General features: G+C 55.7%; 22 protein-coding genes. 10 read left to right on the top strand and 12 right to left on the bottom strand.

Annotation, left to right across the window (positions count from 1 at the left end):
* Window positions 1-218: 218 nt before the first annotated feature.
* From gyrB to dnaA, 4 genes are read right to left on the bottom strand one after another with little or no spacing between them, the layout of a single operon-like run.
* A complete protein-coding gene (gene gyrB / locus SPG90_RS17820; RefSeq protein WP_045400464.1) occupies window positions 219-2,630 on the bottom strand; it encodes a DNA topoisomerase (ATP-hydrolyzing) subunit B in 2,412 nt (803 codons plus the stop codon).
* A gap of 28 nt (window positions 2,631-2,658) precedes the next feature.
* Entirely contained in the window at window positions 2,659-3,732 is a 1,074-nt protein-coding gene (recF, locus tag SPG90_RS17815; RefSeq protein WP_126303967.1) for a DNA replication/repair protein RecF, read from the bottom strand.
* On the bottom strand, window positions 3,732-4,832 hold the full coding sequence (dnaN, locus tag SPG90_RS17810) for a DNA polymerase III subunit beta (protein ID WP_023309804.1): 1,101 nt from the start codon (window positions 4,830-4,832) through the stop codon (window positions 3,732-3,734). The genes recF and dnaN overlap by 1 nt, the downstream gene beginning before the upstream one ends.
* A gap of 4 nt (window positions 4,833-4,836) precedes the next feature.
* Window positions 4,837-6,231 carry a chromosomal replication initiator protein DnaA gene (dnaA, locus tag SPG90_RS17805; RefSeq protein ID WP_010426558.1) on the bottom strand — a complete coding sequence of 465 codons (1,395 nt, stop codon included), beginning with the start codon at window positions 6,229-6,231 and terminating at the stop codon, window positions 4,837-4,839.
* 599 nt (window positions 6,232-6,830) lie between these two features.
* On the opposite strand from dnaA, the gene rpmH reads away from it, so the two are divergent.
* The 9 genes from rpmH (at window position 6,831) to SPG90_RS17760 (ending at window position 14,350) form a co-directional block, all read left to right on the top strand.
* Entirely contained in the window at window positions 6,831-6,971 is a 141-nt protein-coding gene (gene rpmH, locus SPG90_RS17800) for a 50S ribosomal protein L34 (protein ID WP_000831330.1), read from the top strand.
* 16 nt (window positions 6,972-6,987) lie between these two features.
* Window positions 6,988-7,347, top strand: coding sequence for a ribonuclease P protein component (gene rnpA, locus SPG90_RS17795; protein WP_032640303.1), 360 nt, complete (start codon window positions 6,988-6,990; stop codon window positions 7,345-7,347).
* A complete protein-coding gene (yidD, locus tag SPG90_RS17790) occupies window positions 7,311-7,568 on the top strand; it encodes a membrane protein insertion efficiency factor YidD (protein ID WP_001307474.1) in 258 nt (85 codons plus the stop codon). Before rnpA ends, yidD begins: the two co-directional genes overlap by 37 nt.
* A 2-nt stretch (window positions 7,569-7,570) precedes the next feature.
* Window positions 7,571-9,214, top strand: a complete 1,644-nt coding sequence (yidC, locus tag SPG90_RS17785) for a membrane protein insertase YidC (protein WP_045400466.1) — start codon at window positions 7,571-7,573, stop codon at window positions 9,212-9,214.
* A 72-nt stretch (window positions 9,215-9,286) separates the two neighbouring features.
* Entirely contained in the window at window positions 9,287-10,651 is a 1,365-nt protein-coding gene (gene mnmE / locus SPG90_RS17780) for a tRNA uridine-5-carboxymethylaminomethyl(34) synthesis GTPase MnmE (protein WP_021242672.1), read from the top strand.
* Between the two features lie 111 nt (window positions 10,652-10,762).
* Window positions 10,763-11,938 (top strand): MFS transporter, encoded by a 1,176-nt coding sequence (locus tag SPG90_RS17775; protein WP_126303969.1) that lies wholly within the window; start codon window positions 10,763-10,765, stop codon window positions 11,936-11,938.
* Window positions 11,907-12,878: an HTH-type transcriptional regulator YidZ gene (gene yidZ / locus SPG90_RS17770; protein ID WP_029741480.1), complete on the top strand. Its 972-nt coding sequence runs from the start codon at window positions 11,907-11,909 to the stop codon at window positions 12,876-12,878. Before SPG90_RS17775 ends, yidZ begins: the two co-directional genes overlap by 32 nt.
* Window positions 12,879-13,000: 122 nt before the next feature.
* Complete coding sequence (locus SPG90_RS17765; protein ID WP_322408258.1) at window positions 13,001-13,747, top strand: phosphopantetheinyl transferase; 747 nt, start codon at window positions 13,001-13,003, stop codon at window positions 13,745-13,747.
* A gap of 36 nt (window positions 13,748-13,783) precedes the next feature.
* On the top strand, window positions 13,784-14,350 hold the full coding sequence (locus SPG90_RS17760; protein ID WP_023309798.1) for an NADPH-dependent FMN reductase: 567 nt from the start codon (window positions 13,784-13,786) through the stop codon (window positions 14,348-14,350).
* Between the two features lie 91 nt (window positions 14,351-14,441).
* Here the strand turns inward: SPG90_RS17760 and adeP are convergent, their stop codons facing one another.
* Window positions 14,442-15,779, bottom strand: a complete 1,338-nt coding sequence (gene adeP, locus SPG90_RS17755) for an adenine permease AdeP (RefSeq protein ID WP_023309797.1) — start codon at window positions 15,777-15,779, stop codon at window positions 14,442-14,444.
* Window positions 15,780-15,943: 164 nt separating this feature from the next.
* Here adeP and yieH point away from each other — a divergent pair, with 164 nt between their 5' ends.
* Window positions 15,944-16,609: a 6-phosphogluconate phosphatase gene (gene yieH, locus SPG90_RS17750; RefSeq protein WP_023309796.1), complete on the top strand. Its 666-nt coding sequence runs from the start codon at window positions 15,944-15,946 to the stop codon at window positions 16,607-16,609.
* A gap of 94 nt (window positions 16,610-16,703) precedes the next feature.
* On the opposite strand, the gene phoU is transcribed toward yieH, so the two are convergent.
* From phoU to glmU, 7 genes are all read right to left on the bottom strand, one after another.
* The gene (gene phoU, locus SPG90_RS17745; RefSeq protein WP_008500182.1) at window positions 16,704-17,429 is read right to left on the bottom strand and encodes a phosphate signaling complex protein PhoU; all 726 of its coding nucleotides are present in this window, start codon (window positions 17,427-17,429) and stop codon (window positions 16,704-16,706) included.
* Between the two features lie 26 nt (window positions 17,430-17,455).
* Entirely contained in the window at window positions 17,456-18,229 is a 774-nt protein-coding gene (gene pstB / locus SPG90_RS17740; RefSeq protein WP_010426574.1) for a phosphate ABC transporter ATP-binding protein PstB, read from the bottom strand.
* A gap of 47 nt (window positions 18,230-18,276) precedes the next feature.
* On the bottom strand, window positions 18,277-19,167 hold the full coding sequence (gene pstA, locus SPG90_RS17735) for a phosphate ABC transporter permease PstA (protein WP_047173129.1): 891 nt from the start codon (window positions 19,165-19,167) through the stop codon (window positions 18,277-18,279).
* Window positions 19,167-20,126: a phosphate ABC transporter permease PstC gene (gene pstC, locus SPG90_RS17730; protein ID WP_023309793.1), complete on the bottom strand. Its 960-nt coding sequence runs from the start codon at window positions 20,124-20,126 to the stop codon at window positions 19,167-19,169. Before pstC ends, pstA begins: the two co-directional genes overlap by 1 nt.
* Before the next feature lie 128 nt (window positions 20,127-20,254).
* A complete protein-coding gene (pstS, locus tag SPG90_RS17725) occupies window positions 20,255-21,295 on the bottom strand; it encodes a phosphate ABC transporter substrate-binding protein PstS (protein ID WP_008500186.1) in 1,041 nt (346 codons plus the stop codon).
* A 321-nt stretch (window positions 21,296-21,616) separates the two neighbouring features.
* The gene (gene glmS, locus SPG90_RS17720; protein ID WP_023309792.1) at window positions 21,617-23,446 is read right to left on the bottom strand and encodes a glutamine--fructose-6-phosphate transaminase (isomerizing); all 1,830 of its coding nucleotides are present in this window, start codon (window positions 23,444-23,446) and stop codon (window positions 21,617-21,619) included.
* 224 nt (window positions 23,447-23,670) lie between these two features.
* A complete protein-coding gene (gene glmU / locus SPG90_RS17715; RefSeq protein WP_047173128.1) occupies window positions 23,671-25,041 on the bottom strand; it encodes a bifunctional UDP-N-acetylglucosamine diphosphorylase/glucosamine-1-phosphate N-acetyltransferase GlmU in 1,371 nt (456 codons plus the stop codon).
* Window positions 25,042-25,098: the final 57 nt, after the last annotated feature.

The raw sequence follows: 25,098 nt of genomic DNA, 5'->3' as shown, positions 1-25,098 counted from the left end.
TTTCAACTCTAACAGACCACCATACTCTTCGTCAGGGTATGTTCGGGATATATTCTCCTGGTAGAGGGTTATGCCAATGAGATCGACTTTGTTCTATTGATACACCAATTTAAGCAAAAAAAGAGAGGGACATCGTGCCCCTCTCTTTTTGTTCTTAACCGACTGCATTCTTTATGAGATGTCATTTCATTTGAAATGAGACCCCACAATAACAACCGTTAAATATCGATATTTGCCGCTTTCAGGGCGTTCTCTTCGATGAAGGCACGACGTGGTTCAACCGCATCGCCCATCAGGGTCGTGAACAGCTGGTCTGCAGCAATCGCATCTTTAACGGTGACGCGCAGCATGCGGCGGCTTTCCGGATCCATGGTAGTTTCCCACAGCTGCTCCGGGTTCATTTCACCCAGACCTTTATAACGCTGGATCGCAAGACCACGACGAGACTCTTTCACCAGCCAGTCCAGCGCCTGCTCGAAGCTGGTTACCGGCTGACGACGTTCGCCACGTTCGATGAACGCATCGTCTTCGATCAGGCCGCGCAGCGTCTCGCCGAGCGTACAGATACGACGGTATTCCGGACCGGTCACAAACTCATGTTCCAGCGGGTAGTCGGTGTCAACGCCGTGGGTACGCACGCGAATAATAGGCTCGAACTGCTTATCGGCGTTCTGCTGGATATCGCATTTCCACATGCTGCCGTGCTGCTCTTTCTCGTTGAGATCGGTCACCAGGGCGTTCACCCAGCGGGTTACGGTCTGCTCGTCGCTCAGATCGGCTTCGGTCAGGGTTGGCTGATAAACCAGCTCCTTCAGCAGCGTTTTCGGATAGCGGCGTTCCATACGCGTGATCATTTTCTGCGTCGCGTTGAACTCGGACACCAGACGCTCCAGCGGCTCGCCGGCCAGTGCAGGGGCGTGCGAGTTCGCATGCAGGGTTGCGCCATCAAGGGCGATTGCGATTTGGTACTGATCCATCGCTTCGTCGTCTTTAATGTACTGTTCCTGCTTGCCTTTCTTCACTTTGTACAGCGGCGGCTGGGCAATGTAGACGTGGCCACGCTCAACGATTTCAGGCATCTGACGATAGAAGAAGGTCAACAGCAGCGTACGAATGTGCGAGCCGTCGACGTCCGCATCGGTCATGATGATGATGCTGTGGTAGCGCAGTTTGTCCGGGTTGTACTCATCACGGCCGATGCCGCAGCCCAGCGCGGTAATGAGCGTCGCCACTTCCTGAGAAGAGAGCATCTTGTCGAAGCGCGCCTTCTCAACGTTGAGGATTTTACCCTTCAGCGGCAGGATAGCCTGGTTCTTACGGTTACGGCCCTGCTTCGCAGAACCGCCCGCGGAGTCCCCTTCCACGAGGTACAGTTCGGACAGCGCCGGGTCGCGTTCCTGGCAGTCAGCCAGTTTGCCCGGCAGGCCTGCTAAGTCCAGCGCGCCTTTACGACGGGTCATTTCACGGGCTTTACGCGCCGCTTCACGGGCACGCGCCGCATCGATAATTTTACCCACCACGATTTTCGCGTCGGACGGGTTTTCCAGCAGGTATTCGCTCAGCAGTTCGTTCATCTGCTGTTCAACCGCCGATTTCACCTCGGAAGAGACCAGCTTGTCTTTGGTCTGTGAGGAGAACTTCGGATCCGGCACCTTCACGGAGACAACGGCAATCAGGCCTTCACGGGCGTCATCACCGGTAGCGCTGACTTTCGCTTTCTTGCTGTAGCCTTCTTTGTCCATGTAGGCGTTTAGGGTACGGGTCATCGCCGCACGGAAGCCTGCAAGGTGCGTACCGCCGTCACGCTGTGGAATGTTGTTGGTGAAGCAGTAAATATTTTCCTGGAAACCGTCGTTCCACTGCAGCGCCACTTCCACGCCGATACCGTCTTTTTCGGTGGAGAAATAGAAGATATTCGGGTGAATAGGCGTTTTGTTCTTGTTCAGATACTCAACGAACGCCTTGATACCGCCTTCGTAGTGGAAGTGGTCTTCTTTGCCGTCACGCTTGTCGCGCAGGCGAATAGAGACGCCGGAGTTCAGGAACGACAGTTCACGCAGGCGTTTCGCCAGGATGTCGTACTCGAATTCGGTGACGTTGGTGAAGGTTTCGAGGCTCGGCCAGAAACGCACCATGGTACCGGTTTTGTCGGTATCGCCAGTAACGGCCAGCGGTGCCTGCGGCACGCCGTGCGTATAGAGCTGACGGTGGATCTTGCCTTCGCGCTGGATAACCAGCTCCAGCTTCTGCGACAGGGCGTTAACCACGGAGACGCCTACGCCGTGCAGGCCGCCGGAAACTTTATAGGAGTTATCGTCGAACTTACCGCCTGCGTGCAGCACGGTCATGATCACTTCCGCGGCAGAGACGCCCTCTTCCGGGTGAATACCGGTTGGGATGCCACGACCATCATCGGTGACGGAGACGGAGTTATCCGCATGGATGGTGACCACGATGTCTTTACAGTGACCCGCGAGCGCTTCGTCGATAGCGTTATCTACCACCTCGAATACCATGTGGTGCAGACCGGTGCCGTCATCCGTGTCGCCGATATACATACCCGGGCGCTTACGCACCGCATCCAGCCCTTTCAGGACTTTGATACTGGAGGAGTCATAAGAATTCGACATCAACGTTTCTCGCTCATTTCAACTTGGGTTAATCCGTTATTTTACCCTTTTCCACGGTAAACATCTTCGAATTTTCGTCCGACATGTCTATAACGTGTTCAGCGCTAATGGCGCTGACGAAAACCTGCGACTGCGTGGCTTTTAAGCGGCTGGCAAGCAGCCCGCGCCGCGCGTCATCAAGTTCCGAGGCAAAATCATCTATCAGGTACAGGCAGCGTCTTCCGCTCTCGCGGGTGAGAAACTCTCCCTGTGCCAGGCGCAGCGCACACATCAGGAGCTTGAGCTGCCCGCGCGACAGCGTGTCTTCCACCGGTGCACCGTCGGCACGAATGCGGAAATCCGCCTTGTGCGGGCCGTGCGCGGTGTAGGTCAACATGCGGTCGCGCTCGAAGCTTCTCTCTAACACCTCGGCATAATCCGTCTCTTTCTCCCAGCCGCGCTGGAAGGAGAAGGTGAGAGAGAATTCAGGTAAAAACTGTTTGCAGGTGTCGGCCATATCTTCGGCGATACCTGCGCTGTATTCGGCACGCCAGTTGCTGATTTGTTCCGCGAGAGGGATTAACTCCATGTCCCACGGACGCAGCTGGGCGTAACGGGTAACCTGGCGCAGTGCAGCGTTACGCTGCTTGAGCAGACGCTTCAGGTTGCTCCAGGCGTTAAAGAAACCGGCTTCGTTGTGAAAGCATCCCCAGTCGAGGAATGCTCTTCTGTATTTGGGGCCGCCGTTGAGTAAAGTAAACCCCTCCGGCGTAATCAGCTGCATTGGCATCAGCAGCGCCAGCTCCGCCACTTTATGGCCGTCGGTGCCGTCGATGCGCACCTTACTGTCGCCCTGCTTGTCTTTGGTCAGGCCGATGGCGGTTTCCCGCCCCGCCCCCTGCAAACGCCCGTGCAGGACAAAGGATTCCTGCTCGTGGCGAATGACGCGACCAATCTGCAAACTGCGAAACGCCCGACCGTGGCCGAGCGTATAGATGGCCTCAAGCACGCTGGTTTTGCCGCTGCCGTTTGCGCCAACCAGGAAGTTAAAGCCAGGGGATAAAGCGAGATCCGCGCTTTCGATATTGCGAAAGTCGCGGATCAACAGACGGGTGAGCGACATTACAGTCTCATTGGCATGACAACATAAGCAGCCGACTGTGATGCGGCATCTTCAATCTGTACGCTTGAAACGGAGTCGGTCAGCAGAATGCGCACGTTCTCGCACTTCAGCGCATTCAGCACATCCAGCACGTAGCTGACGTTAAAGCCGATTTCCATCTCGGTTCCGGCGTAGGTGACGTCCAGAATTTCTTCTGCCTCTTCCTGCTCCGGGTTGTTAGCGGTGATTTTGATCTGGTTTTCACTCACGTACAGGCGCACGCCGCGGAATTTCTCGTTTGAAAGAATGGCCGCACGGGCAAAGGCCTGCTTGAGGCTGTCGCAGCCTGCTTCCAGCGTTTTGTCCGGATTCTTCGGCAATACGCGGCGATAATCAGGGAAACGACCGTCAACCAGCTTCGAAGTGAAGACAAAATCGCCCACGTGTGCGCGGATATTGTTGCTGCCGATCTGCACGCGCAGCGGCGTGTCGCCGCCGTCGAGCATACGCATCAGCTCAATCACCCCTTTACGCGGCACGATCACCGAATGGTTTGGCAGCGCGTCGCCAATCGGCATAGAACAAACCGCCAGACGGTGGCCGTCGGTGGCTACGGTACGCAGCTCTTCACCTTCGGTTTCGAACAGCATGCCGTTTAAGTAGTAACGGACGTCCTGATGCGCCATGGAGAACTGCGTGGCTTCAATCAGACGCTTCATCGTCGCCTGCGGCAGGGTGAATTCAACTTCGCTCTGCCAGTCGTCAAGGTTCGGGAAGTCCGCAGCAGGCAGCGTGGAGAGCGAGAAACGGCTGCGGCCAGAGCGCACCAGCATACGGTCGCCTTCCAGCTGCACGGCGATTTCAGCGCCTTCCGGCAGCCCGCGGCAGATATCAAAGAATTTACGTGCCGGAACCGTGGTCGCGCCCGCGTCGTGCGGCTGCGTCAGCGTAACGCGCGCGATCATTTCCATTTCCAGGTCTGTACCGGTCAGCGACAGCGTACCGTCCGCGACCTGAAGCAGCAGGTTTCCGAGAATAGGCAGCGTTGGGCGGCCACCTAATGGGCCACTCACCTGTTGCAGCGGTTTTAATAAATGTTCACGTTCAACGGTAAATTTCATAGCGTCACGATGATAATGTTCTGATTAGATTGGAAAAATCTTCTTTTATGTCGTGGCTTTCTTCGCGTAACTGCTCAATCTTGCGACAAGCGTGCAGCACGGTCGTATGGTCACGGCCACCAAACGCATCCCCGATTTCCGGCAGACTGTGGTTGGTTAACTCCTTTGCCAGCGCCATCGCCATCTGACGCGGACGCGCCACCGAGCGGGAACGACGTTTAGACAGTAAATCTGCCACTTTGATCTTGTAGTACTCAGCCACTGTCTTTTGAATATTGTCGATAGTGACCAGTTTTTCCTGCAATGCCAGCAAATCGCGCAGCGCTTCACGCACAAAATCGATAGTGATCGCACGACCGGTGAAGTTGGCATTGGCGATAACGCGGTTCAGCGCCCCTTCCAGCTCACGCACGTTGGAGCGCAGACGCTTGGCAATGAAGAACGCCACTTCGCCCGGCAGGCGAATGTCGTTTTCATCGGCTTTCTTCATCAGGATCGCGACGCGGGTTTCCAGCTCCGGTGGCTCGATCGCCACGGTCAGGCCCCAGCCGAAGCGGGATTTCAGACGATCTTCAACGCCGTTGATCTCTTTTGGATAACGATCCGAGGTCAAAATGATCTGTTGATTGCCTTCCAGCAGGGCATTGAAGGTGTGGAAAAACTCTTCCTGCGATCGTTCTTTATTCGCAAAGAACTGGATGTCATCGATGAGCAGCGCGTCAACGGAACGATAGTAGCGTTTAAACTCTTCGATCGCATTGTTTTGCAGGGCTTTTACCATGTCCTGAACGAAGCGTTCGGAGTGCATATACACCACTTTGGCATTGGGCTTGCGCGCCATAATACCGTTACCCACCGCATGCAGCAGGTGCGTTTTACCCAGACCCGTGCCGCCATATAGGAACAGCGGGTTGTAGGCCCCACCAGGGTTATCAGCAACCTGACGAGCCGCCGCGCGCGCCAGCTGGTTCGACTTACCTTCAACGAAGTTATCGAACGTGTGTTTCACGTTAACGTTAGAGCGGTAGGTTGGCTCAGCCGGTGCAGGGACATTATCCCAGCCCTGACGAGCGGGTGCGACGCGAGGGGCCGGAGCAGGAGCGGCCTGAGCGGGCGCTGCTACGTTCACGGTTTCACGAACGGTTTGGGTGACCGGCTTTGTGCCCACTTCAAAGCGCAGCTGCGGGGCATCTGACCCGCAGAAATCGTTCAGCAGTCCATTGATGTTATTAAGGTACTTGTCCCTTACCCAATCGAGCACAAAACGGTTTGGCGCATACAAAGCCAGCGTGTTATCGCTCAGTTCCGCCTGCAACGGGCGGATCCACATACTGAATTCTGTGGCTGGTAACTCATCCTGCAATCGGGCAAGACACTGCTGCCAAAGCGAAAGTGACACGGCGGACTCCACTCGAACAATAAAAGAAAACTATTGAATATTCATGATTGTTGGCGCACATCGACATGACCCTGTGTAAAGGGGGACGTGCGAATTGCTATCTGCAATTTATCCTGACCAGGATCCTGGGATCCCGATCGGGACCGCGGATCATAGCCTAAACTGAGCCAGAGATCTTCTGTTTCTCACAGATTCTTCCCGATTTATCCACAGGAAGATCCGGAACCGAATAAGTGTAAACGATCCTGGCACCAGTGCCCCACGATTTAGTCCGCATATTGGAAAAATTAATGAGCACAGACAATTTATTGCTTAAATGATCTAACGAAGATCCGGGACGATCCTTGCGCTTTGTTGGCGAGGCCGTATAATCCTCGACCCGGCGCGTGATGCTCATCTTCCTGCGTCGTCCGTTGCTCATTTTCCACGCGAAAACGTGCGGAAATACGCGGGAAATAAGGAAAGAGAATTGACTCCGGAGTGTACAATTATTACAATCCGGCCTCTTTAATCACCCACGCTGAGGCGTTAGTCGTTCGAAACTCGTTCGGGTATACGCAAAAGTCAGTGAATTTATTCAAGTTTAGGTAGAAATCGCCATGAAACGCACTTTTCAACCGTCTGTACTGAAGCGCAACCGTTCTCACGGCTTCCGTGCTCGTATGGCTACTAAAAATGGTCGTCAGGTTCTGGCACGTCGTCGTGCTAAAGGCCGCGCTCGTCTGACCGTTTCCAAGTAATAAAGCTAACCCCTGAGTGGTTAAGCTAGCATTTCCCAGGGAGTTACGTTTGTTAACTCCCGCTCATTTCACTTTCGTCTTCCAGCAGCCACTACGGGCTGGCACGCCGCAAATCACCATCCTCGGCCGCCAAAATTCGCTGGGGCATCCCCGCATCGGTCTCACAGTCGCCAAGAAAAATGTTAAGCGTGCGCATGAACGCAATCGGATTAAACGTCTGACGCGTGAAAGCTTCCGTTTACGTCAGCACGAACTGCCTTCAATGGATTTCGTGGTGGTGGCGAAGAAAGGGGTTGCCGACCTCGATAACCGTGCTCTCTCGGAAGCGTTGGAAAAATTATGGCGCCGCCACTGTCGCCTGGCTCACGGGTCCTGATAGCCCTCATTCGGGTCTATCAACGCCTGATTAGTCCGCTACTCGGGCCGCACTGCCGTTTCACACCAACATGCTCAAGCTACGGAATTGAGGCATTGCGCAGGTTTGGAGTGATAAAAGGCAGTTGGTTGACGGTGAAACGCGTATTAAAATGCCACCCTTTACACCCAGGTGGAGACGACCCCGTCCCCCCAGGACCCTTTGATACCAGAGAACACTAACGATGGATTCGCAACGCAATCTTCTTATCATCGCTTTGTTGTTCGTGTCTTTCATGATCTGGCAGGCATGGGAGCAGGATAAAAATCCTCAACCCCAGCAGCAGACCACGCAGACTACGACCACCGCAGCGGGTAGCGCCGCCGACCAGGGCGTACCGGCCAGTGGCCAGGGGAAACAGATTACGGTTAAGACCGATGTGCTTGAGCTGACAATCAACACCCGTGGTGGTGATGTTGAGCAGGCGCTGCTGTTGACCTACCCGAAAGAGCTGAAGTCTAACGAACCGTTCCAGTTACTGGAAACCACGCCTGAGTTTATCTACCAGGCGCAGAGCGGCCTGACCGGTCGTGATGGCCCGGATAACCCGGCTAACGGTGCGCGTCCACTGTATACCGTCGAGAGCGACACCTTTGTGCTGGCTGATGGTCAGAACGAACTCGCGATCCCGATGACGTATACCGACGCCGCAGGCAACACCTTCACTAAAACCTTCACCCTGAAGCGCGGTGAATATGCGGTGAACGTGGGCTACAGCGTACAGAACGCCAGTGCGAAACCGCTGGAACTGTCTACCTTTGGCCAGCTGAAGCAGTCCATCAATCTGCCGTCTCACCGTGACACCGGAAGCAGCAACTTTGCGCTGCATACCTTCCGTGGCGCGGCGTACTCCACGCCAGACGCGAAGTATGAGAAATACAAATTCGACACCATTGCGGATAACGAAAACCTGAACGTTAGTTCCAAAGGCGGTTGGGTTGCGATGCTGCAACAGTATTTCGCTACGGCCTGGATCCCAAACAACGACGGTACGAATAACTTCTATACCGCGAACCTGGGCAACGGTCTTGCAGCCATCGGCTACAAATCTCAGCCGGTTCTGGTTCAGCCGGGTCAAACCGGTAAGATGGCAAGCACCCTGTGGGTCGGCCCGGAAATTCAGGACAAAATGGCCGCTGTTGCGCCGCACCTGGATCTGACCGTCGATTACGGTTGGTTGTGGTTCATCTCTCAGCCGCTGTTTAAGCTGCTGAAGTTCATCCACAGCTTCCTGGGTAACTGGGGCTTCTCCATCATCGTTATTACCTTCATCGTTCGTGGCATCATGTACCCGCTGACTAAAGCGCAGTACACCTCCATGGCGAAGATGCGTATGCTGCAGCCGAAGATTCAGGCTATGCGTGAGCGTCTGGGCGATGACAAACAGCGTCAGAGCCAGGAAATGATGGCCCTGTATAAAGCAGAGAAAGTAAACCCACTGGGTGGCTGCTTCCCGCTGCTGATTCAGATGCCAATCTTCCTTGCGCTGTACTACATGCTGATGGGTTCCGTTGAGCTGCGCCACGCGCCGTTCGCACTGTGGATCCATGACCTGTCCGCACAGGACCCGTACTACATCCTGCCGATCCTGATGGGCGTGACGATGTTCTTCATCCAGAAGATGTCGCCGACCACCGTGACCGACCCGATGCAGCAGAAGATCATGACCTTTATGCCGGTCATCTTCACCGTGTTCTTCCTGTGGTTCCCGTCAGGTCTGGTGCTGTACTATATCGTCAGCAACCTGGTGACCATCATCCAGCAGCAGCTGATTTACCGTGGTCTGGAAAAACGTGGCCTGCATAGCCGCGAAAAGAAAAAGTCCTGATTCGGTAAGTTAACGCTAAAATAAGGGCGGTCGATTGACCGCCTTTTTTATTTGTATTGAACGAGACCAACCATGAGCCATAACGACACTATCGTCGCCCAGGCAACCCCACCGGGACGCGGTGGTGTAGGCATTCTGCGTATCTCCGGCCTGAAGGCGCGCGAGGTGGCCGAAGCGGTGCTGGGTAAACTGCCAAAGCCGCGCTACGCTGATTACCTGCCGTTTAAAGATACCGACGGCACGCCGCTGGACCAGGGCATTGCGCTGTGGTTCCCCGGCCCGAACTCTTTCACCGGCGAAGACGTGCTGGAGCTGCAGGGCCACGGCGGCCCGGTTATCCTCGACCTGCTGTTAAAACGTATCCTGACCCTGCCTGGCCTGCGCATTGCGAAGCCGGGCGAGTTCTCCGAGCGTGCCTTCCTCAACGACAAGCTCGACCTGGCGCAGGCAGAAGCGATTGCAGACCTGATCGACGCCAGTTCTGAACAGGCGGCCCGCTCCGCCCTGAACTCGCTGCAGGGGGCATTCTCCGCCCGCGTAAATCACCTTGTGGAAGCACTTACTCACCTCAGGATCTACGTGGAAGCGGCTATCGACTTCCCGGATGAGGAGATCGACTTCCTCTCTGACGGTAAAATCGAAGCGCAGCTCAACCAGGTGATGGCCGATCTCGACGCCGTTCGCGCCGAAGCGCGCCAGGGCAGCCTGCTGCGCGAAGGGATGAAGGTGGTGATTGCCGGACGCCCTAACGCCGGGAAATCAAGCCTGCTGAACGCCCTGGCGGGCCGTGAAGCGGCGATCGTCACCGACATTGCCGGAACCACCCGCGACGTACTGCGCGAGCATATCCATATCGACGGCATGCCGCTGCACATCATCGACACCGCCGGCCTGCGCGATGCCAGCGACGAGGTTGAGCGCATCGGTATCGAACGTGCCTGGCAGGAGATCGAGCAGGCCGACCGCGTGCTGTTTATGGTGGACGGCACCACGACCGACGCCGTTGACCCGGCTGAGATCTGGCCAGACTTTATCGCCCGTCTGCCGGCTAAACTGCCCATCACCGTGGTGCGTAACAAAGCGGACGTCACCGGCGAAACGCTGGGCATCAGCGATGTGAATGGTCACTCACTGATTCGCCTGTCGGCGCGTACCGGTGAAGGCGTTGACGACCTGCGTAACCATCTCAAGCAGAGCATGGGCTTTGATACCAGCATGGAAGGCGGCTTCCTGGCGCGTCGTCGTCACCTGCAGGCGCTGGAAGAGGCGGCAAACCACCTTGTTCAGGGTAAAGCGCAGCTGATCGGCGCGTGGGCGGGTGAACTGCTGGCGGAAGAGCTGCGTCTGGCGCAGCAGAATCTGAGCGAGATCACCGGGGAGTTTACGTCGGACGATCTGCTGGGACGGATTTTCTCGAGCTTCTGTATCGGTAAGTAAGGCCCGATCGCTGATGGTGATTTCCTCCAGGGAAATCACCATTGTCCAAATGGCAACTCGCCTAATCCCTTTTCACCCCCTATCCTGCATGCCTGCATCTATGGGGGGTTTATGGCGCGTTTTCTGTTTTGTAGTTTCGCTTTAGTTCTGCTTTATCCGTCCGGCATTGATATGTATCTGGTGGGATTGCCGCACATCGCCCGCGATCTGGGCGCCAGCGAAGCGCAGCTGCACATCGCGTTTTCGGCCTACCTCGCGGGAATGGCGTCGTCTATGGTCTTTGCCGGGAAGATCGCGGATAAGGCAGGCCGTCAACCCGTCGCGATAAGCGGCGCCATCATTTTTGCCCTGGCCTCTCTTCTCTGCTCACAGGCGCAAAGCAGCACCTTGTTCCTGGCCGGACGGTTTATCCAGGGCATTGGCGCCGGTGGCTGCTATGTCGTCGCGTTTGCCATTTTGCGCGATACCTTAAGCGCCCAGCGTCGCGCTAAGGTGCTTTCGATGCTGAACGGTATTACCTGCATTATCCCGGTGCTGGCCCCGGTCGTGGGATATCTGATCATGCTGAAATTCCCGTGGCAGAGCCTGTTCTGGACCATGGCGGCGATGGGCGCGCTGGTGTTTATCCTGTCTATCGCCGTGCTGAAAGAGACCCACCCGGGCTCGCAGAATACCGGTCATACCGCAACTATTCACCCAGCCGAGAAGCTGCTTAACCGCTTTTTCCTCAGTCGTCTGGCCGTGACCACGTTAAGCGTGGCGGTGATCCTGACCTATGTAAACGTTTCCCCGGTTTTACTGATGGAGACCATGGGCTTCGATCGGGGTGAGTATTCAATGGTGATGGCATTAACCGCCATGGTCAGTATGGCAGTCTCGTTCTCCACCCCGTTTGCGCTAAATGTTTTCAGCCAGCGCACGCTGATGCTGACCTCACAGGTTTTATTCCTCACGGCTGGCGCGATCTTGGCAACCACCAGCTCGCATGCGGTGATGCTGGCGGGTATTACCCTTATTTGTGCCGGGTTCTCGGTTGGCTTTGGCGTGGCGATGAGCCAGGCGCTTGGCCCTTTCTCGCTGCGGGCAGGCGTGGCAAGCTCGGTGCTGGGAATTGCGCAAGTCTGCGGCTCGTCGCTGTGGATTTGGCTGGCGGCGGTCATCGGGCTTAACGCGCTGAATATGCTGATCGGGGTTCTGATTGGCTGTAGCATACTGTGCATCACCTTACTTATGGTCATCCAGCCCGCGGCGCATTATGAAGAAGCCCATCAGCAGTCTCGATCTTAACCTGTTGCTGTGCCTGCAGCTTTTGCTGCAGGAGCGCAGCGTCACCAAAGCGGCGAAGCGGATGAACGTGACGCCGTCTGCGGTGAGTAAATCGCTGGCCAAGCTGCGTGACTGGTTTGACGACCCGCTGTTTGTCAAAACGCCGCTGGGGCTGCTGCCGACCCCGCTGACGGTAAGCCTCGAGCAGGATTTGGCTGACTGGATGCAAATCGGCAACCAGATCCTCGATAAATTTCACCATGATTCCCCGGGCGGGCTAACGTTCGTGCTGGCCGCCGAAACGCCGTTGATGCTGATCCGCTTTAACGCCCTGCTGGAGCAGGTGAACCAGCGCTATCCGCAGGCTACGGTGAAGATGCGTCACTGGGATTATGACTCGCTGGACGCCATTACGCGTGGAGAGGTGGATCTGGGATTCACCGGACGCGAAACGCACCCGCGATCGCGTGAATTGCTGAAGCTAATGCCGTGGTTCATCGACTATGAGATCCTGTTCAGCGACCGTCCGTGCGTGTATCTGCGTGAGGATCACCCCGCGCTACAGGACGAATGGAATCTTGAGACCTTCCTGCGCTACCCGCACATCAGCATCTTCTGGGAACGCAGCGACACCTGGGCACTGGACGAAGTGCTAAAGGAGATGGGTCGGGAGAGAAACATTGCCATGAGCGTGCCGGGCTTTGAGCAGTCGATGTTTATGGCGGCCCAGCCCGGTCACAACTATATCGCCACGGCTCCGCACTACTGTCATCACTACAATCAACTCCACCAGCGGAAGCTGATCGCACTGCCCATTCCCATTGACGAAGCGCAGGCTGAAAAGCTTACCGTTCCCTTCACGCTGATCTGGCATAAACGGAACAGCCATAATCCGAAAATCCTCTGGCTGCGGGAAACCATCAAGGCGCTGTACGGTGCCAGCGATCCAATTTTTGCCTAAGAAAATGTAAAGTTCGGTCCTGAGGCTTCTCTTACTCCCATTTACTGATTAAAACAGGAGTCAAGTTAAGCGATAATCATGTAACCGTTTAACCGATTACGACCATTATCAAGGAGCGAAAAATGGCTACGCACTTTGCAAGAGGGATACTTACGGAAGGACGTCTCGTATCGGCAAGAATTTCTTCAGCCTGTCACAGTGAAGCACTCACTCTTCCGGAACACCGCAGAACGCGGTTTTTAGCGTCCAGAGCGCTTCTCGCAGAACTGCTGTTTATGCTGTACGGCACCAGCGAGCTGCCGGACATCATTACCCAACCCGAAGGCCGCCCGGTCTTTGCCGACCCGGATCTCCCTCGTTTTTCGATTGCCTACGCGGGCAATATCATTGGCGTCGCGCTGACCACCGAAGGGGATTGTGGGCTGGATATGGAACTTCAGCGCGCGACGCGCAGCTTCCATGGCGGTAATGCGCATGAAGACTATCCGCTCTCCAGCAATGAGAAGCTGTGGGTACGCAACCAGAACGATCCTGTCGAAGCCCGAGCACAGCTCATTACCCTGCGCCAGAGCATTCGCAAGCACTGTGGATGCGCCTCAGACGACGCCAGCATGCTGCAACTGCTTCCAGGCTCCGGACGTCTGCGCGCCACTCAGGCCACGCTGGTAGAGGCGCTCAGCGACGCAGAGGATGTGCTCATTTGGTCCATTGCGGTTACCCCCGCCATCGAACGCATGAAAATCTGGGAATTTGACAGCCAACAGGGATGGCGTAGCCTTCCTGATGTGCCCGAGCGCGCCAACGAGCCCGCCGCACGCCTGATGCGTTTAACCAGTTTACCGGCAGAAAAAGCATTCACCCTTAGCTGATCCGATCAGGGTCATCATGATGAAACAGGAGTAATCATGTCTGATACGTTGAAAGTAGTTACGTTACTGGGAAGCCTGCGCAAAGGTTCATTTAACGGGATGGTTGCCCGCACGCTGCCACAGCTGGCACCGGCAGGAATGGAAATTAGCGCCCTGCCGTCTATTGGCGATATTCCGCTGTATGACGCTGACGTACAGCAGGAAGAGGGTTTTCCGCAGAGCGTTGAGGCGCTGGCGGAGCAGATCCGCCAGGCCGACGGCGTGGTCATCGTCACGCCGGAGTATAACTATTCGGTTCCGGGTGGTCTGAAGAATGCCATCGACTGGCTGTCCCGTTTACCTGAGCAGCCGCTGGCAGGTAAGCCGGTGCTGATCCAGACCAGCTCAATGGGCGCGATTGGCGGCGCGCGCTGCCAGTATCATCTACGCCAGATCCTGGTATTCCTGGATGCGATGGTCATGAACAAGCCGGAATTTATGGGTGGTGTGATTCAGAACAAGGTCGACCCGCAAACGGGTGAAGTGGTGGATCAGAGCACGCGCGATCATCTGTCTGGCCAGCTGACGGCGTTTGGGGATTATATTAAGCGGGTGAAGGCGTAAGCTTATTGCGGCCTGATGCCCTCACCCCAGCCCTCTCCCACGGGAGAGGGTGCAAACACTAAAGCCCTTTTCTTCGAAAAGGGCTTGCTGTTTATTTGGCATCAATAAACACAATCTTCAGCACAAACAGCAGCGCCACAACAATCACGCATGGGCTGAGGTCGCGGAAGCGGCCGGTACCGATCTTCATTACGCAGTAAGAGATAAAGCCCAGCGCGATACCTTCGGTAATCGAGAAGCTGAACGGCATCATCACGGCGGTAATAAACGCCGGCACCGCTTCGGTTAAATCATCCCACTTCACGCGAGACAGGCTGGAGGTCATCAGCACCCCCACATAGATCAGCGCGCCGGCTGCCGCATACGGTGGAACCATACCCGCCAGCGGAGAGAGGAAGATCACCAGCAGGAACAGAATACCCACGACCACCGCCGTCAGGCCGGTACGGCCTCCCACGGACACGCCGGAAGACGATTCAATGTACGCGGTAACGGACGAGGTTCCGATAAAAGCACCGGTCACAGAGGAGACGCTGTCCACAAACAGCGCCTGCTTCATGCGCGGGAATTTGCCTTTTTCATCCGCCAGGCCCGCTTTGTCGGTCACGCCAATCAGCGTGCCGGAGGAGTCAAACAGGTTGACCAGCATGAAGGAGAAAATCACGCCCGCCAGGCCCAGGTTCAGGGAACCCGCCAGATCGACATGACCAATCACGGTAGAGACGCTCGGTGGCGCGGAGACAATACCGTTATAGTGAACGTCGCCCAGCATCCAGCCCAGCAGGGTGGTGACCACGATGGAGACCAGCACCGCCGCGTGAATATTGCGGGAAGCCAGGATCGCGATGATAAAGAAGCCCAGCACGCCCAGCAGCACGTTATGAGAGGTCAGGTGACCGATGCTCACCAGCGTATCCGGGTTCGCCACGATAACGCCGGCGTTTTTCAGCCCCATCATCCCGATGAACAGACCGATACCGCTGGTGATGCCCACGCGCAGACTCACGGGAATGTTTGCAATCATCCAGTAACGCACGCGGAAAATGGTCAGCAGCAGCAGGCCAACCGCGCCCCAGAAGATGGCGCCCATGCCAACCTGCCACGGCAGCCCCATCGCCTGAACAACCACGAATGCGAAGAACGCATTCAGGCCCATCGCCGGTGCCAGCGCAACCGGCAGGTTAGCGAACACACCCATCAGAATGCTGCCAAGGGCCGCAATCAGGCAGGTGGTTACAAAGACGGCGCTGGTATCCATGCCAGCAACGCCCAGAATTTGAGGGTTCACAAAAACGATATAGACCATCGTCAGGAAGGTGGTGAAACCAGCGATCACTTCGGTGCGTGCCGTTGTGCCGTGCTCGCGCAGTTTAAAAACGCGCTCAAGCAGACCCTGACCAGACGTCTGGGTAGTGTGTTGTTGACTCATCATCAATTCCGAACAAGGAGGGAAAATTCGTCGCTATCCTATACCAAAATGCGACAATAGTGGCGGTTACGTGATACTTTTTTCATTGATTTTGCTTATACGGCAACGATTGCGTCCCGGCGAACTGCCGTACGTAAACGTTAAACTTGTTAAAAGGGAAAGGCATGTCCGGAATTGAAGCGGTATTTTTCGACTGCGACGGTACGCTGGTCGACAGTGAGGTCATTTGTTCCCGCGCGTATGTCACTATGTTCAAGGAATTTGGCATTACGCTGGAGCTCGAAGAGGTGTTTAAACGCTTTAAGGGCGTGAAGCTCTACGAGATCATCGACATCATTAACCGGGAACACGGTGTGGATCTGGCGAAAGCCGATCTGGAACCGGTGTACCGCGCCGAGGTCGCACGCCTGTTTGATTCGGAGCTGGAGGTCATTCCGGGCGCAAACGCGCTGCTGGATGCGATGACGGTGCCTGTCTGCGTCGTCTCTAACGGCCCGGTCAGCAAAATGCAGCATTCGCTGGGCAAGCTTGAGATGTTGCACCATTTCCCGGAAAAACTGTTCAGCGGCTACGATATCCAGCGCTGGAAGCCAGACCCGGCGCTGATGTTTCATGCGGCAAAAGCAATGAACGTCAACGTAGAGAACTGCATTCTGGTGGATGACTCGTCTGCGGGCGCGCAGTCAGGGATTGATGCGGGGATGGAGGTGTTTTACTTCTGCGCCGACCCGCACAACAAGCCGATCGATCATCCGAACGTGACGACCTTTACCGATCTGGCGCAGTTGCCAGCGCTGTGGAAGGCACGCGGGTGGAATATTACTCGCTGAGTTTCCCCCCTCATCCCGACCCTCTCCCCAGGGGAGAGGGAGAAAACCGAATTGTCCTCTCTCCCTGTGGGAGAGGATTAGGGTGAGGGTAAAATCACTCTTTCGGATCTTTACCCGCCAGCAGTTTGTCCAGCTCGTCGCCGCCCACGTGACGGAAGTCCTGACCTTTCACGAAGTAAAAGATGTATTCGCAAATGTTCTGGCAGCGGTCGCCGATACGCTCGATGGAGCGCGCGCAGAACAGGGCGGTCAGTACGCTTGGGATCGTACGGGAATCTTCCATCATGTAGGTCATCAGCTGACGCACGATGCCTTCATACTCCTGGTCGACCTTCTTGTCTTCACGGTAGATACGCACCGCTTCGTCAAGATCCATTCGCGCAAAGGCATCCAGTACGTCATGAAGCATCTGTACGGTGTGGCGGCCCAGCGACTCCAGGCTGACCAGCAGCGGCTGGTGCTGCTGAGAGAACTTCTCCAGCGCGGTGCGGCAGATTTTATCCGCAACGTCGCCAATACGTTCCAGCTCGGCGATGGTTTTGATGATCGCCATCACCAGACGCAGGTCGCTCGCCGTCGGCTGACGCTTCGCGATAATGCGCACGCAGGCCTCGTCGATAGCGACTTCCATCATGTTGACGTTTTTGTCGCCTTCAATGACGCGCTTCGCCAGCTCGCTGTCCTGATTGTGCATTGCAGTAATCGCATCAGAAAGCTGCTGCTCGACCATGCCGCCCATGGTCATTACCTGGGTGCGAATGCTTTCCAGCTCTGCGTTGAACTGGCCGGAAATGTGTTTATTAAGATTGAGGTTGTCCATGGTTTCTCCACATGCACTAAGGCAAATCAACCGTAGCGGCCAGTAATATAATCTTCGGTTTGTTTCTTCGCGGGCCTGGTGAACAGCGCGTCCGTATCGCTGAACTCAATCAACTCGCCCAGGTACATAAACGCCGTGTGATCGGAACAACGTGCAGCCTGCTGCATGTTATGGGTCACGATAACCACGGTGTAATCCTGCTTCAGCTCGGTGATCAGCTCTTCAATACGGCCGGTTGAGATCGGGTCCAGCGCTGAACACGGCTCATCCAGCAGCAACACTTCCGGGCGAATAGCAATACCGCGCGCAATGCACAGACGCTGCTGCTGACCGCCGGAGAGAGAGTAACCGCTCTGGTGCAACTTATCTTTGGTTTCGTTCCATAATGCGGCCTTGGTCAAAGCCCACTGCACGCGCTCGTCCATATCGGCACGGGAGAGTTTTTCAAACAGACGCACGCCAAAGGCGATGTTGTCATAAATTGACATCGGGAAAGGCGTGGGTTTCTGGAACACCATCCCCACTTTGGCGCGCAGCAGGGCGATATCCTGAGCCTGGGTCAGAATGTTTTCACCGTCCAGGATGATTTCACCTTCAGCGCGCTGCTCCGGATAGAGCGAATACATTTTGTTAAAGGTACGCAGCAGCGTGGACTTCCCACAACCTGACGGACCGATAAATGCCGTGACCTGGTTCTTCGCGATATCCAGGTTGATGTTCTTCAGGGCATGGAATTTGCCGTAGTAGAAGTTCAAATCACGAACCTGAATCTTACCCGGGGCAGTATCAACCATACTCATTGACTCATTTCCTCATTCGGCGCCGCGAGCTGCCGCGCCGTAAAAAATTAACCGTGTTTCTTCTTCGCGAAAATGACGCGCGCCAGAATGTTCAGCAACAGTACGCAAAGGGTAATGATCAGCACCCCGGCCCAGGCCAGCTGCTGCCATTCCGCGAATGGGCTCATCGCAAATTTAAAGATCGTCACCGGCAGGTTGGCGATCGGTTGCATCATGTCCGTGCTCCAGAACTGGTTGGAGAGGGACGTAAACAGCAGCGGCGCCGTTTCACCCGCGATACGCGCTACCGCCAGCAGGATACCTGTCATGATCCCGGAGACGGACGCCTTCAGCGTAATCGCAGAGATCATCTTCCATTTCGGCGTACCCAGCGCATAAGCCGCTTCACGCAGGCTGTCCGGCACCAGTTTCAGCATGTTCTCGGTGGTACGAATAACAATCGGCACCTGCAGCAGCGCCAGCGCAATGACGCCCGCCCAGCCGGAGAAGTGTTCCATCTGCGCCACCACCACGGTGTAAACAAACAGACCCACGACGATAGACGGGGCTGAGAGCAGAATGTCGTTGATGAAGCGAATCACTTCAGCCAGCCAGGATTTACGCCCGTATTCTGCCAGGTAGATGCCCGCCATGATGCCCAGCGGCGTGCCGAAGACCGTCGCCCAGAGGATCAGCAGGCCGCTGCCCGCCAGGGCGTTCGCCAGGCCACCACCCGCCGTGTTCGGCGGCGGCGTCATTTCGGTGAACAGCGACAGTGACATGCCGTCAATCCCGCGAACGACCGTCGAGAAAAGGATCCAGACCAGCCAGAACAGGCCGAATGCCATCGTCGCCATAGAGAGCGACAGGGCAATACGGTTTTTCACGCGGCGTCTGGCCTGCATTTTGCGGCGGGATTCCGCCAGTTCAGCGGTTGCTTGCATTTCGAGAGTTGCCATTAGCGTGCTCCCTCATTTTTAGCGAGGCGCATAATCATCAGCTTGGAAATCGCCAGAACAATGAAGGTGATAACGAACAGAATCAGACCCAGCTCCATCAGCGCCGCCACGTGCAGCCCCGATTCCGCTTCCGCAAATTCATTCGCCAGCGCCGAGGTAATACTGTTACCCGGCATGTAGAGCGACGCGCTGTCGAGCTGGTAGGTGTTACCGATGATAAAGGTGACCGCCATGGTTTCACCCAGCGCACGACCTAAACCCAGCATCACGCCCCCGATCACCCCGTTTTTGGTGAACGGAAGGACAATGCGCCAGATAACTTCCCAGGTGGTGCAGCCGATGCCGTAGGCCGACTCTTTCATCATCACCGGCGTTTGTTCGAAGACATCGCGCATGACCGCCGCAATGTAAGGAATAATCATGATGGCGAGGATCACACCTGCCGCCAGAATGCCAATACCGAAAGCCGGGCCAGAGAACAGGGCCCCCACAAACGGAATAGCGGAAAGCACGTTACCGACCGGTTCCTGGAAATACGTTGCGAACAGCGGAGCAAAGATGAACAGACCCCACATGCCGTAAACGATACTTGGAATAGCCGCCAGCAGTTCGATGGCAATACCCAGCGGGCGTCGCAGCCAGCCCGGCGCCAGCTCCGTCAGGAACAGGGCAATACCAAAGCTCACCGGAACCGCAATCAGAAGGGCGATGAACGAGGTCACCAGCGTGCCGTAAATCGGCACCAGGGCACCGTAGATGTCGTTCGGCGCGTCCCACTCTTTGGTCCACAGGAAGGAAAAACCGAATTTCTGGATGCTCGGCCATGAGGAGAAAATCAGAGACACGATAATGCCGCCCAGCAGCAATAGCACAATCAGCGCAGCCAGTTTCACCAGCGCGCTGAAAATCATGTCACCTTTTTTACCCGGAGGGTTAAATGCAGGCTTGGTTGCAGCCATAAATTACTCTTCTGTTTGAGACGTTTTTACGAATATGCCCGGTGGCGCTAACGCTTACCGGGCCTACAGCTTAAACCGTAGGGCGGGTAAGCGCAGCGCCACCCGCCATCTTCGTTAAATATATCCTGTTAGTACAGCGCTTTACCGCTGCTGTCTTTCACGTTGGTTTTCCATGCAGCGCGAATCTGCTCAACCACGTTGTCCGGCAGGGTGGCGTAATCCAGAGCGTTAGCCTGTTTGCCGCCGTTTTTGTACGCCCAGTCGAAGAACTTCAGCACTTCGGCGCCCTGCTCAGGTTTCTTCTGCTCTTTGTGAACCAGGATGAAGGTGGTAGAGGTGATTGGCCACGCACCTTCGCCTTTCTGGTTAGTCAGATCCTGCGCGAAGGATTTGCTCCAGTCAGCGCCTTTCGCGGCGTTAGCAAAGTTCTCTTCGGTTGGGCTAACCGGTTTGCCGTCGGCTGAAACCAGTTTGGTGTAGGACAGATTGTTCTGCTTGGCGTACGCATACTCTACGTAACCAATTGAGCCAGGCAGACGCTGTACGAACGCGGCGATACCGTCGTTACCTTTACCGCCCAGACCGGTTGGCCAGTTAACGGTAGAGCCGGAGCCGACTTTAGATTTCCACTCTTCGTTCACTTTTGCCAGGTAGCTGGTGAACACGAAAGAGGTACCGGAACCATCCGCGCGGCGAACCACGGCGATGTTCTGAGAAGGCAGCTTCAGGCCTGGGTTGAGTTTAGCGATCGCTTCGTCATCCCATTTTTTGATTTTGCCCAGGTAGATGTCACCCAGCGTTTTGCCGTCCAGCACCAGCTCACCCGACTTCACGCCCGGCAGGTTGATGGCCAGGACCACGCCACCGATCACGGTAGGGAACTGGAACAGGCCTTCCTGAGCCAGTTTGTCATCAGACAGCGGAGCGTCTGATGCGCCGAAATCAACCGTGTTCGCGGTAATTTGTTTAACGCCACCGGAGGAGCCGATACCCTGATAGTTAACCTTGTTACCGGTTTCTTTCTGGTAGGTATCCGCCCATTTGGCATACACCGGCGCAGGGAAGGTTGCACCAGCGCCAGTCAGGCTTGCTTCTGCAAATACAGAGAACGCGCTCAGAGATAAGGTCGCGGCGACAACAGTTGCGACAGTGGTACGCATAACTTTCATAATGTCTCCTGCAAGATTTTCGTAAATCGTTGTTTAGTGGCTACGATGAGCAAAATAGGACAAACAGGTGACAGATAAATGTACGAATTATGACAGTTTTATGACAACGTAAATTTCACTTAAAAATAAGCAAAAGAAAGCTTATTTTTCATCGCGTTAGACGCTTTTATGACAAGGCGTTTTCAGAAATATTTTCTTTATGTGACACTGAAAAAAGTAGCTGAAGATGACAAATTGTCATTATTAAAAACGAGAAAGGATTGATGAAGAACAAGCCGGGCAGGATAAAAAAGCTCCACCCGAAGGTGGAGCCTGAAGGGATTATTCTACGGTAACCGATTTCGCCAGGTTACGCGGCTGGTCAACGTCGGTACCTTTGATCAGCGCAACGTGATAGGCCAACAGCTGCAGCGGAACGGTGTAGAAGATTGGTGCAATCACCTCTTCCACATGCGGCATCTCGATGATATGCATGTTGTCGTTGCTGACAAAACCGGCATCTTTGTCGGCGAAGACGTACAGAACACCGCCGCGGGCGCGCACTTCTTCGATGTTAGACTTCAGTTTTTCCAGCAGTTCGTTGTTTGGTGCCACAACGATGACCGGCATATCCGCGTCAATCAGCGCCAGCGGGCCGTGCTTCAGCTCGCCAGCCGCATAGGCTTCAGCGTGAATGTAGGAGATCTCTTTCAGCTTCAGCGCGCCTTCCAGCGCAATCGGATACTGATCGCCACGACCCAGGAACAGGGCGTGATGTTTGTCGGAGAAATCTTCCGCCAGCGCTTCGATGCGTTTGTCCTGAGACAGCATCTGCTCAATACGGCTCGGCAGCGCCTGCAGGCCGTGAACGATGTCGTGCTCAACGGACGCATCTTCACCTTTCAGACGCGCCAGCTTCGCCACCAGCATCAGCAGAACGGTCAGCTGAGTGGTAAACGCTTTGGTAGAGGCCACACCGATTTCGGTGCCCGCTTTGGTCATCAGCGCCAGATCGGACTCACGCACCAGCGATGAGCCAGGAACGTTACAGATAGCCAGAGAGCCCAGGTAACCCAGCTCTTTAGACAGACGCAGCGCTGCCAGCGTATCCGCCGTTTCACCAGACTGGGAAAGGGTGATCATCAGGCTGTTACGACGCACCGCGGATTTGCGATAGCGGAATTCAGACGCGATTTCCACATCGCACGGCACGCCCGCCAGGGATTCAAACCAGTAGCGAGAAACCATACCGGAGTTGTATGAGGTGCCGCAGGCCACGATCTGAATATGCTCGACCTTGCCGAGCAGTTCGTTCGCGTTTGCGCCCAGCTCGCTCAGATCCACTTCACCGTGGCTGATGCGCCCGGTCAGCGTGTTTTTGATGGCGTTTGGCTGCTCGTAAATCTCTTTCTGCATGTAGTGACGGTAAGCGCCTTTGTCGCCCGCGTCGTACTGCAGGTTAGATTCGATCTCCTGGCGTTTTACCTGCTCGCCTTTGGTATCGAATACGGTCACGCTGCGACGGGTCACTTCCGCGATATCCCCCTCTTCCAAGAAGATAAAGCGACGGGTAACCGGCAGGAGCGCCAGCTGGTCAGAAGCGATGAAGTTTTCGCCCATGCCCAGACCGATAACCATCGGGCTACCGGAACGCGCTGCCAGCAATGTGGACGGATCGCGGGAATCCATGATCACCGTACCGTACGCACCGCGCAGTTGAGGGATAGCACGCAGAACCGCATCACGCAGCGTGCCGCCCTGCTCCAGCTCCCAGTGCACCAGGTGAGCAATCACTTCGGTGTCAGTTTCAGAGACGAAGGTGTAGCCGCGCGCTTTCAGTTCTTCGCGCAGCGGTTCGTGGTTTTCGATAATGCCGTTGTGCACGACCACGATGTGTTCAGACACATGCGGGTGCGCGTTACCTTCAGACGGTTCGCCGTGCGTCGCCCAGCGGGTGTGAGCAATACCGGTCCCACCGTGCAGCGGATGTTCTTCCGCGGCCTGGGCCAGCATCTGCACTTTACCGAGACGACGCAGACGGGTCATATGACCTTCTGCATCGACGACAGCCAGACCGGCTGAGTCGTAACCACGGTATTCCAGACGACGTAAACCTTCGAGAAGGATTTCAGCAATATCACGCTGCGCAACTGCGCCAACAATTCCACACATAATTTTAGATTCCGAATTTAGGCATTATGCCTGCGTTGTCGCTGACCTGTATTTACCCTTTCCGGGCGCCCCGAGCCTTGTAGAGAGTGGGGTTATTTTTATGGGTACTGCTTATGGGGGGAAATATATATTTATCTCCTCTCCCGGGTTTGCCTGATGACGGCTACGCCTATCAGGCCTACTCAATCGTAGGGCGGGTAAGCGTAGCGCCACCCGCCTTGTTGTTACTTTTTCTTCTCCGGGCGTTTCCAGCCCTGCTTGCTGACCTGCGGAACGCGGCTTAACACCAGCTCGTTCTCGGCCACATCGCGCGTAACGGTTGTTCCCGCGGCAATGGTCACCCCGTTACCCACGGTAACAGGCGCCACCAGCTGCGTATCGGAGCCAACAAACACGTCGTCACCGATGATGGTTTTAAACTTATTCGCGCCGTCATAGTTACAGGTAATAGTCCCTGCACCAATATTCACGTTATTGCCAATTTCCGCGTCGCCCAGATAGGTCAGATGACCGGCTTTCGAGCCTTTACCCAGACGCGCTTTTTTCATTTCCACGAAGTTACCCACGTGAGCGCCTTCCAGCAGCTCAGCGCCCGGGCGCAGACGCGCAAACGGGCCGATGGTGCATGCCGCATCCAGACGGGCATCTTCCACCACGCTGTACGGGCTGATTTCGCAGTCGTCGCCGATGACGCTGTTTTTAATCACGCAGCCGGCGCCAATTTTGACGCGATTGCCCAGCGTGACGTGACCTTCGAGGATAACGTTCGTATCAATTTCAACGTCACGCCCGTGAGATAACGAACCACGCAGATCGAAACGCGCCGGATCGCGCAGCATCACGCCCGCAAGCAGCAGTTTTTCGGCCTGCTCGGACTGATAAATACGCTCAAGACGGGAAAGCTGCAGGCGGTTGTTCACGCCGTCCGTTTCGCTGATGCGCGCCGGATGAACGGCGGCAATTTCACGCCCTTCGTGGTACGCCATCGCAATGATGTCGGTGATGTAGTATTCACCCTGCGCGTTGTTGTTGTCGAGTCTGGACAGCCAGCGCTTCATATCCGCGCCGTTGGCAATCAGGATACCGGTGTTGATCTCCTGAATCTGGCGCTGTTCGTCGCTGGCATCTTTGTGCTCAACAATACCCGTGACGTTGCCGTTTTCACGGGTGATGCGGCCATAACCGCTTGGATCGTCCAGCACGACGGTCAACAAACCGATGCCGCCCTGCGGTTTGGCTTCACGCAGGCGAGTCAGGGTTTCAACGGAGATCAGCGGGACATCGCCGTAGAGCATCAAAATGTCTTCGTCATCTGCAAAGAAAGGCGCAGCCTGCTGCATCGCATGGCCTGTGCCCAGCTGTTCGGCCTGAAGCACCCAGTTGAGCCTGTCATCGCTCAGCGTCTTTTTAAGCAGATCGCCGCCGTGGCCGTAGACCAGGTGGACCTGACTGGCACCCAGTTCGTTCGCTGCATCAATGACATGCTGCACCATTGGCTTTCCTGCAAGCGTGTGGAGCACCTTAGGCAGATCGGAATACATGCGGGTCCCTTTGCCAGCGGCAAGGATCACCACGCTCATCGCACTGTTTGACATACGCATCCTGACGGTAGTTTGAGTGTGAAGTAAAAACGTTTGATGCTTAAAATTCTA

Origin of the sequence: Enterobacter sp. D2, from assembly GCF_034427575.1 — a bacterium.
GTDB lineage: Bacteria > Pseudomonadota > Gammaproteobacteria > Enterobacterales > Enterobacteriaceae > Enterobacter > Enterobacter cloacae_M.
The sequence above is the reverse complement of the archived record's forward strand: the minus strand, read 5'-3'. Positions and strand labels throughout refer to the sequence as shown.

Excerpts from the sequence above, each read along its gene's own strand:
- gyrB (WP_045400464.1), bottom strand. The coding sequence starts at position 2,630 with ATGTCGAATTCTTATGACTCCTCCAGTATCAAAGTCCTGAAAGGGCTG.
- recF (WP_126303967.1), bottom strand. The coding sequence starts at position 3,732 with ATGTCGCTCACCCGTCTGTTGATCCGCGACTTTCGCAATATCGAAAGC.
- dnaN (WP_023309804.1), bottom strand. The coding sequence starts at position 4,832 with ATGAAATTTACCGTTGAACGTGAACATTTATTAAAACCGCTGCAACAG.
- rpmH (WP_000831330.1), top strand. The coding sequence starts at position 6,831 with ATGAAACGCACTTTTCAACCGTCTGTACTGAAGCGCAACCGTTCTCAC.
- yidD (WP_001307474.1), top strand. The coding sequence starts at position 7,311 with ATGGCGCCGCCACTGTCGCCTGGCTCACGGGTCCTGATAGCCCTCATT.
- yidC (WP_045400466.1), top strand. The coding sequence starts at position 7,571 with ATGGATTCGCAACGCAATCTTCTTATCATCGCTTTGTTGTTCGTGTCT.
- mnmE (WP_021242672.1), top strand. The coding sequence starts at position 9,287 with ATGAGCCATAACGACACTATCGTCGCCCAGGCAACCCCACCGGGACGC.
- SPG90_RS17775 (WP_126303969.1), top strand. The coding sequence starts at position 10,763 with ATGGCGCGTTTTCTGTTTTGTAGTTTCGCTTTAGTTCTGCTTTATCCG.
- yidZ (WP_029741480.1), top strand. The coding sequence starts at position 11,907 with ATGAAGAAGCCCATCAGCAGTCTCGATCTTAACCTGTTGCTGTGCCTG.
- SPG90_RS17765 (WP_322408258.1), top strand. The coding sequence starts at position 13,001 with ATGGCTACGCACTTTGCAAGAGGGATACTTACGGAAGGACGTCTCGTA.
- SPG90_RS17760 (WP_023309798.1), top strand. The coding sequence starts at position 13,784 with ATGTCTGATACGTTGAAAGTAGTTACGTTACTGGGAAGCCTGCGCAAA.
- adeP (WP_023309797.1), bottom strand. The coding sequence starts at position 15,779 with ATGAGTCAACAACACACTACCCAGACGTCTGGTCAGGGTCTGCTTGAG.
- yieH (WP_023309796.1), top strand. The coding sequence starts at position 15,944 with ATGTCCGGAATTGAAGCGGTATTTTTCGACTGCGACGGTACGCTGGTC.
- phoU (WP_008500182.1), bottom strand. The coding sequence starts at position 17,429 with ATGGACAACCTCAATCTTAATAAACACATTTCCGGCCAGTTCAACGCA.
- pstB (WP_010426574.1), bottom strand. The coding sequence starts at position 18,229 with ATGAGTATGGTTGATACTGCCCCGGGTAAGATTCAGGTTCGTGATTTG.
- pstA (WP_047173129.1), bottom strand. The coding sequence starts at position 19,167 with ATGGCAACTCTCGAAATGCAAGCAACCGCTGAACTGGCGGAATCCCGC.
- pstC (WP_023309793.1), bottom strand. The coding sequence starts at position 20,126 with ATGGCTGCAACCAAGCCTGCATTTAACCCTCCGGGTAAAAAAGGTGAC.
- pstS (WP_008500186.1), bottom strand. The coding sequence starts at position 21,295 with ATGAAAGTTATGCGTACCACTGTCGCAACTGTTGTCGCCGCGACCTTA.
- glmS (WP_023309792.1), bottom strand. The coding sequence starts at position 23,446 with ATGTGTGGAATTGTTGGCGCAGTTGCGCAGCGTGATATTGCTGAAATC.
- glmU (WP_047173128.1), bottom strand. The coding sequence starts at position 25,041 with ATGTCAAACAGTGCGATGAGCGTGGTGATCCTTGCCGCTGGCAAAGGG.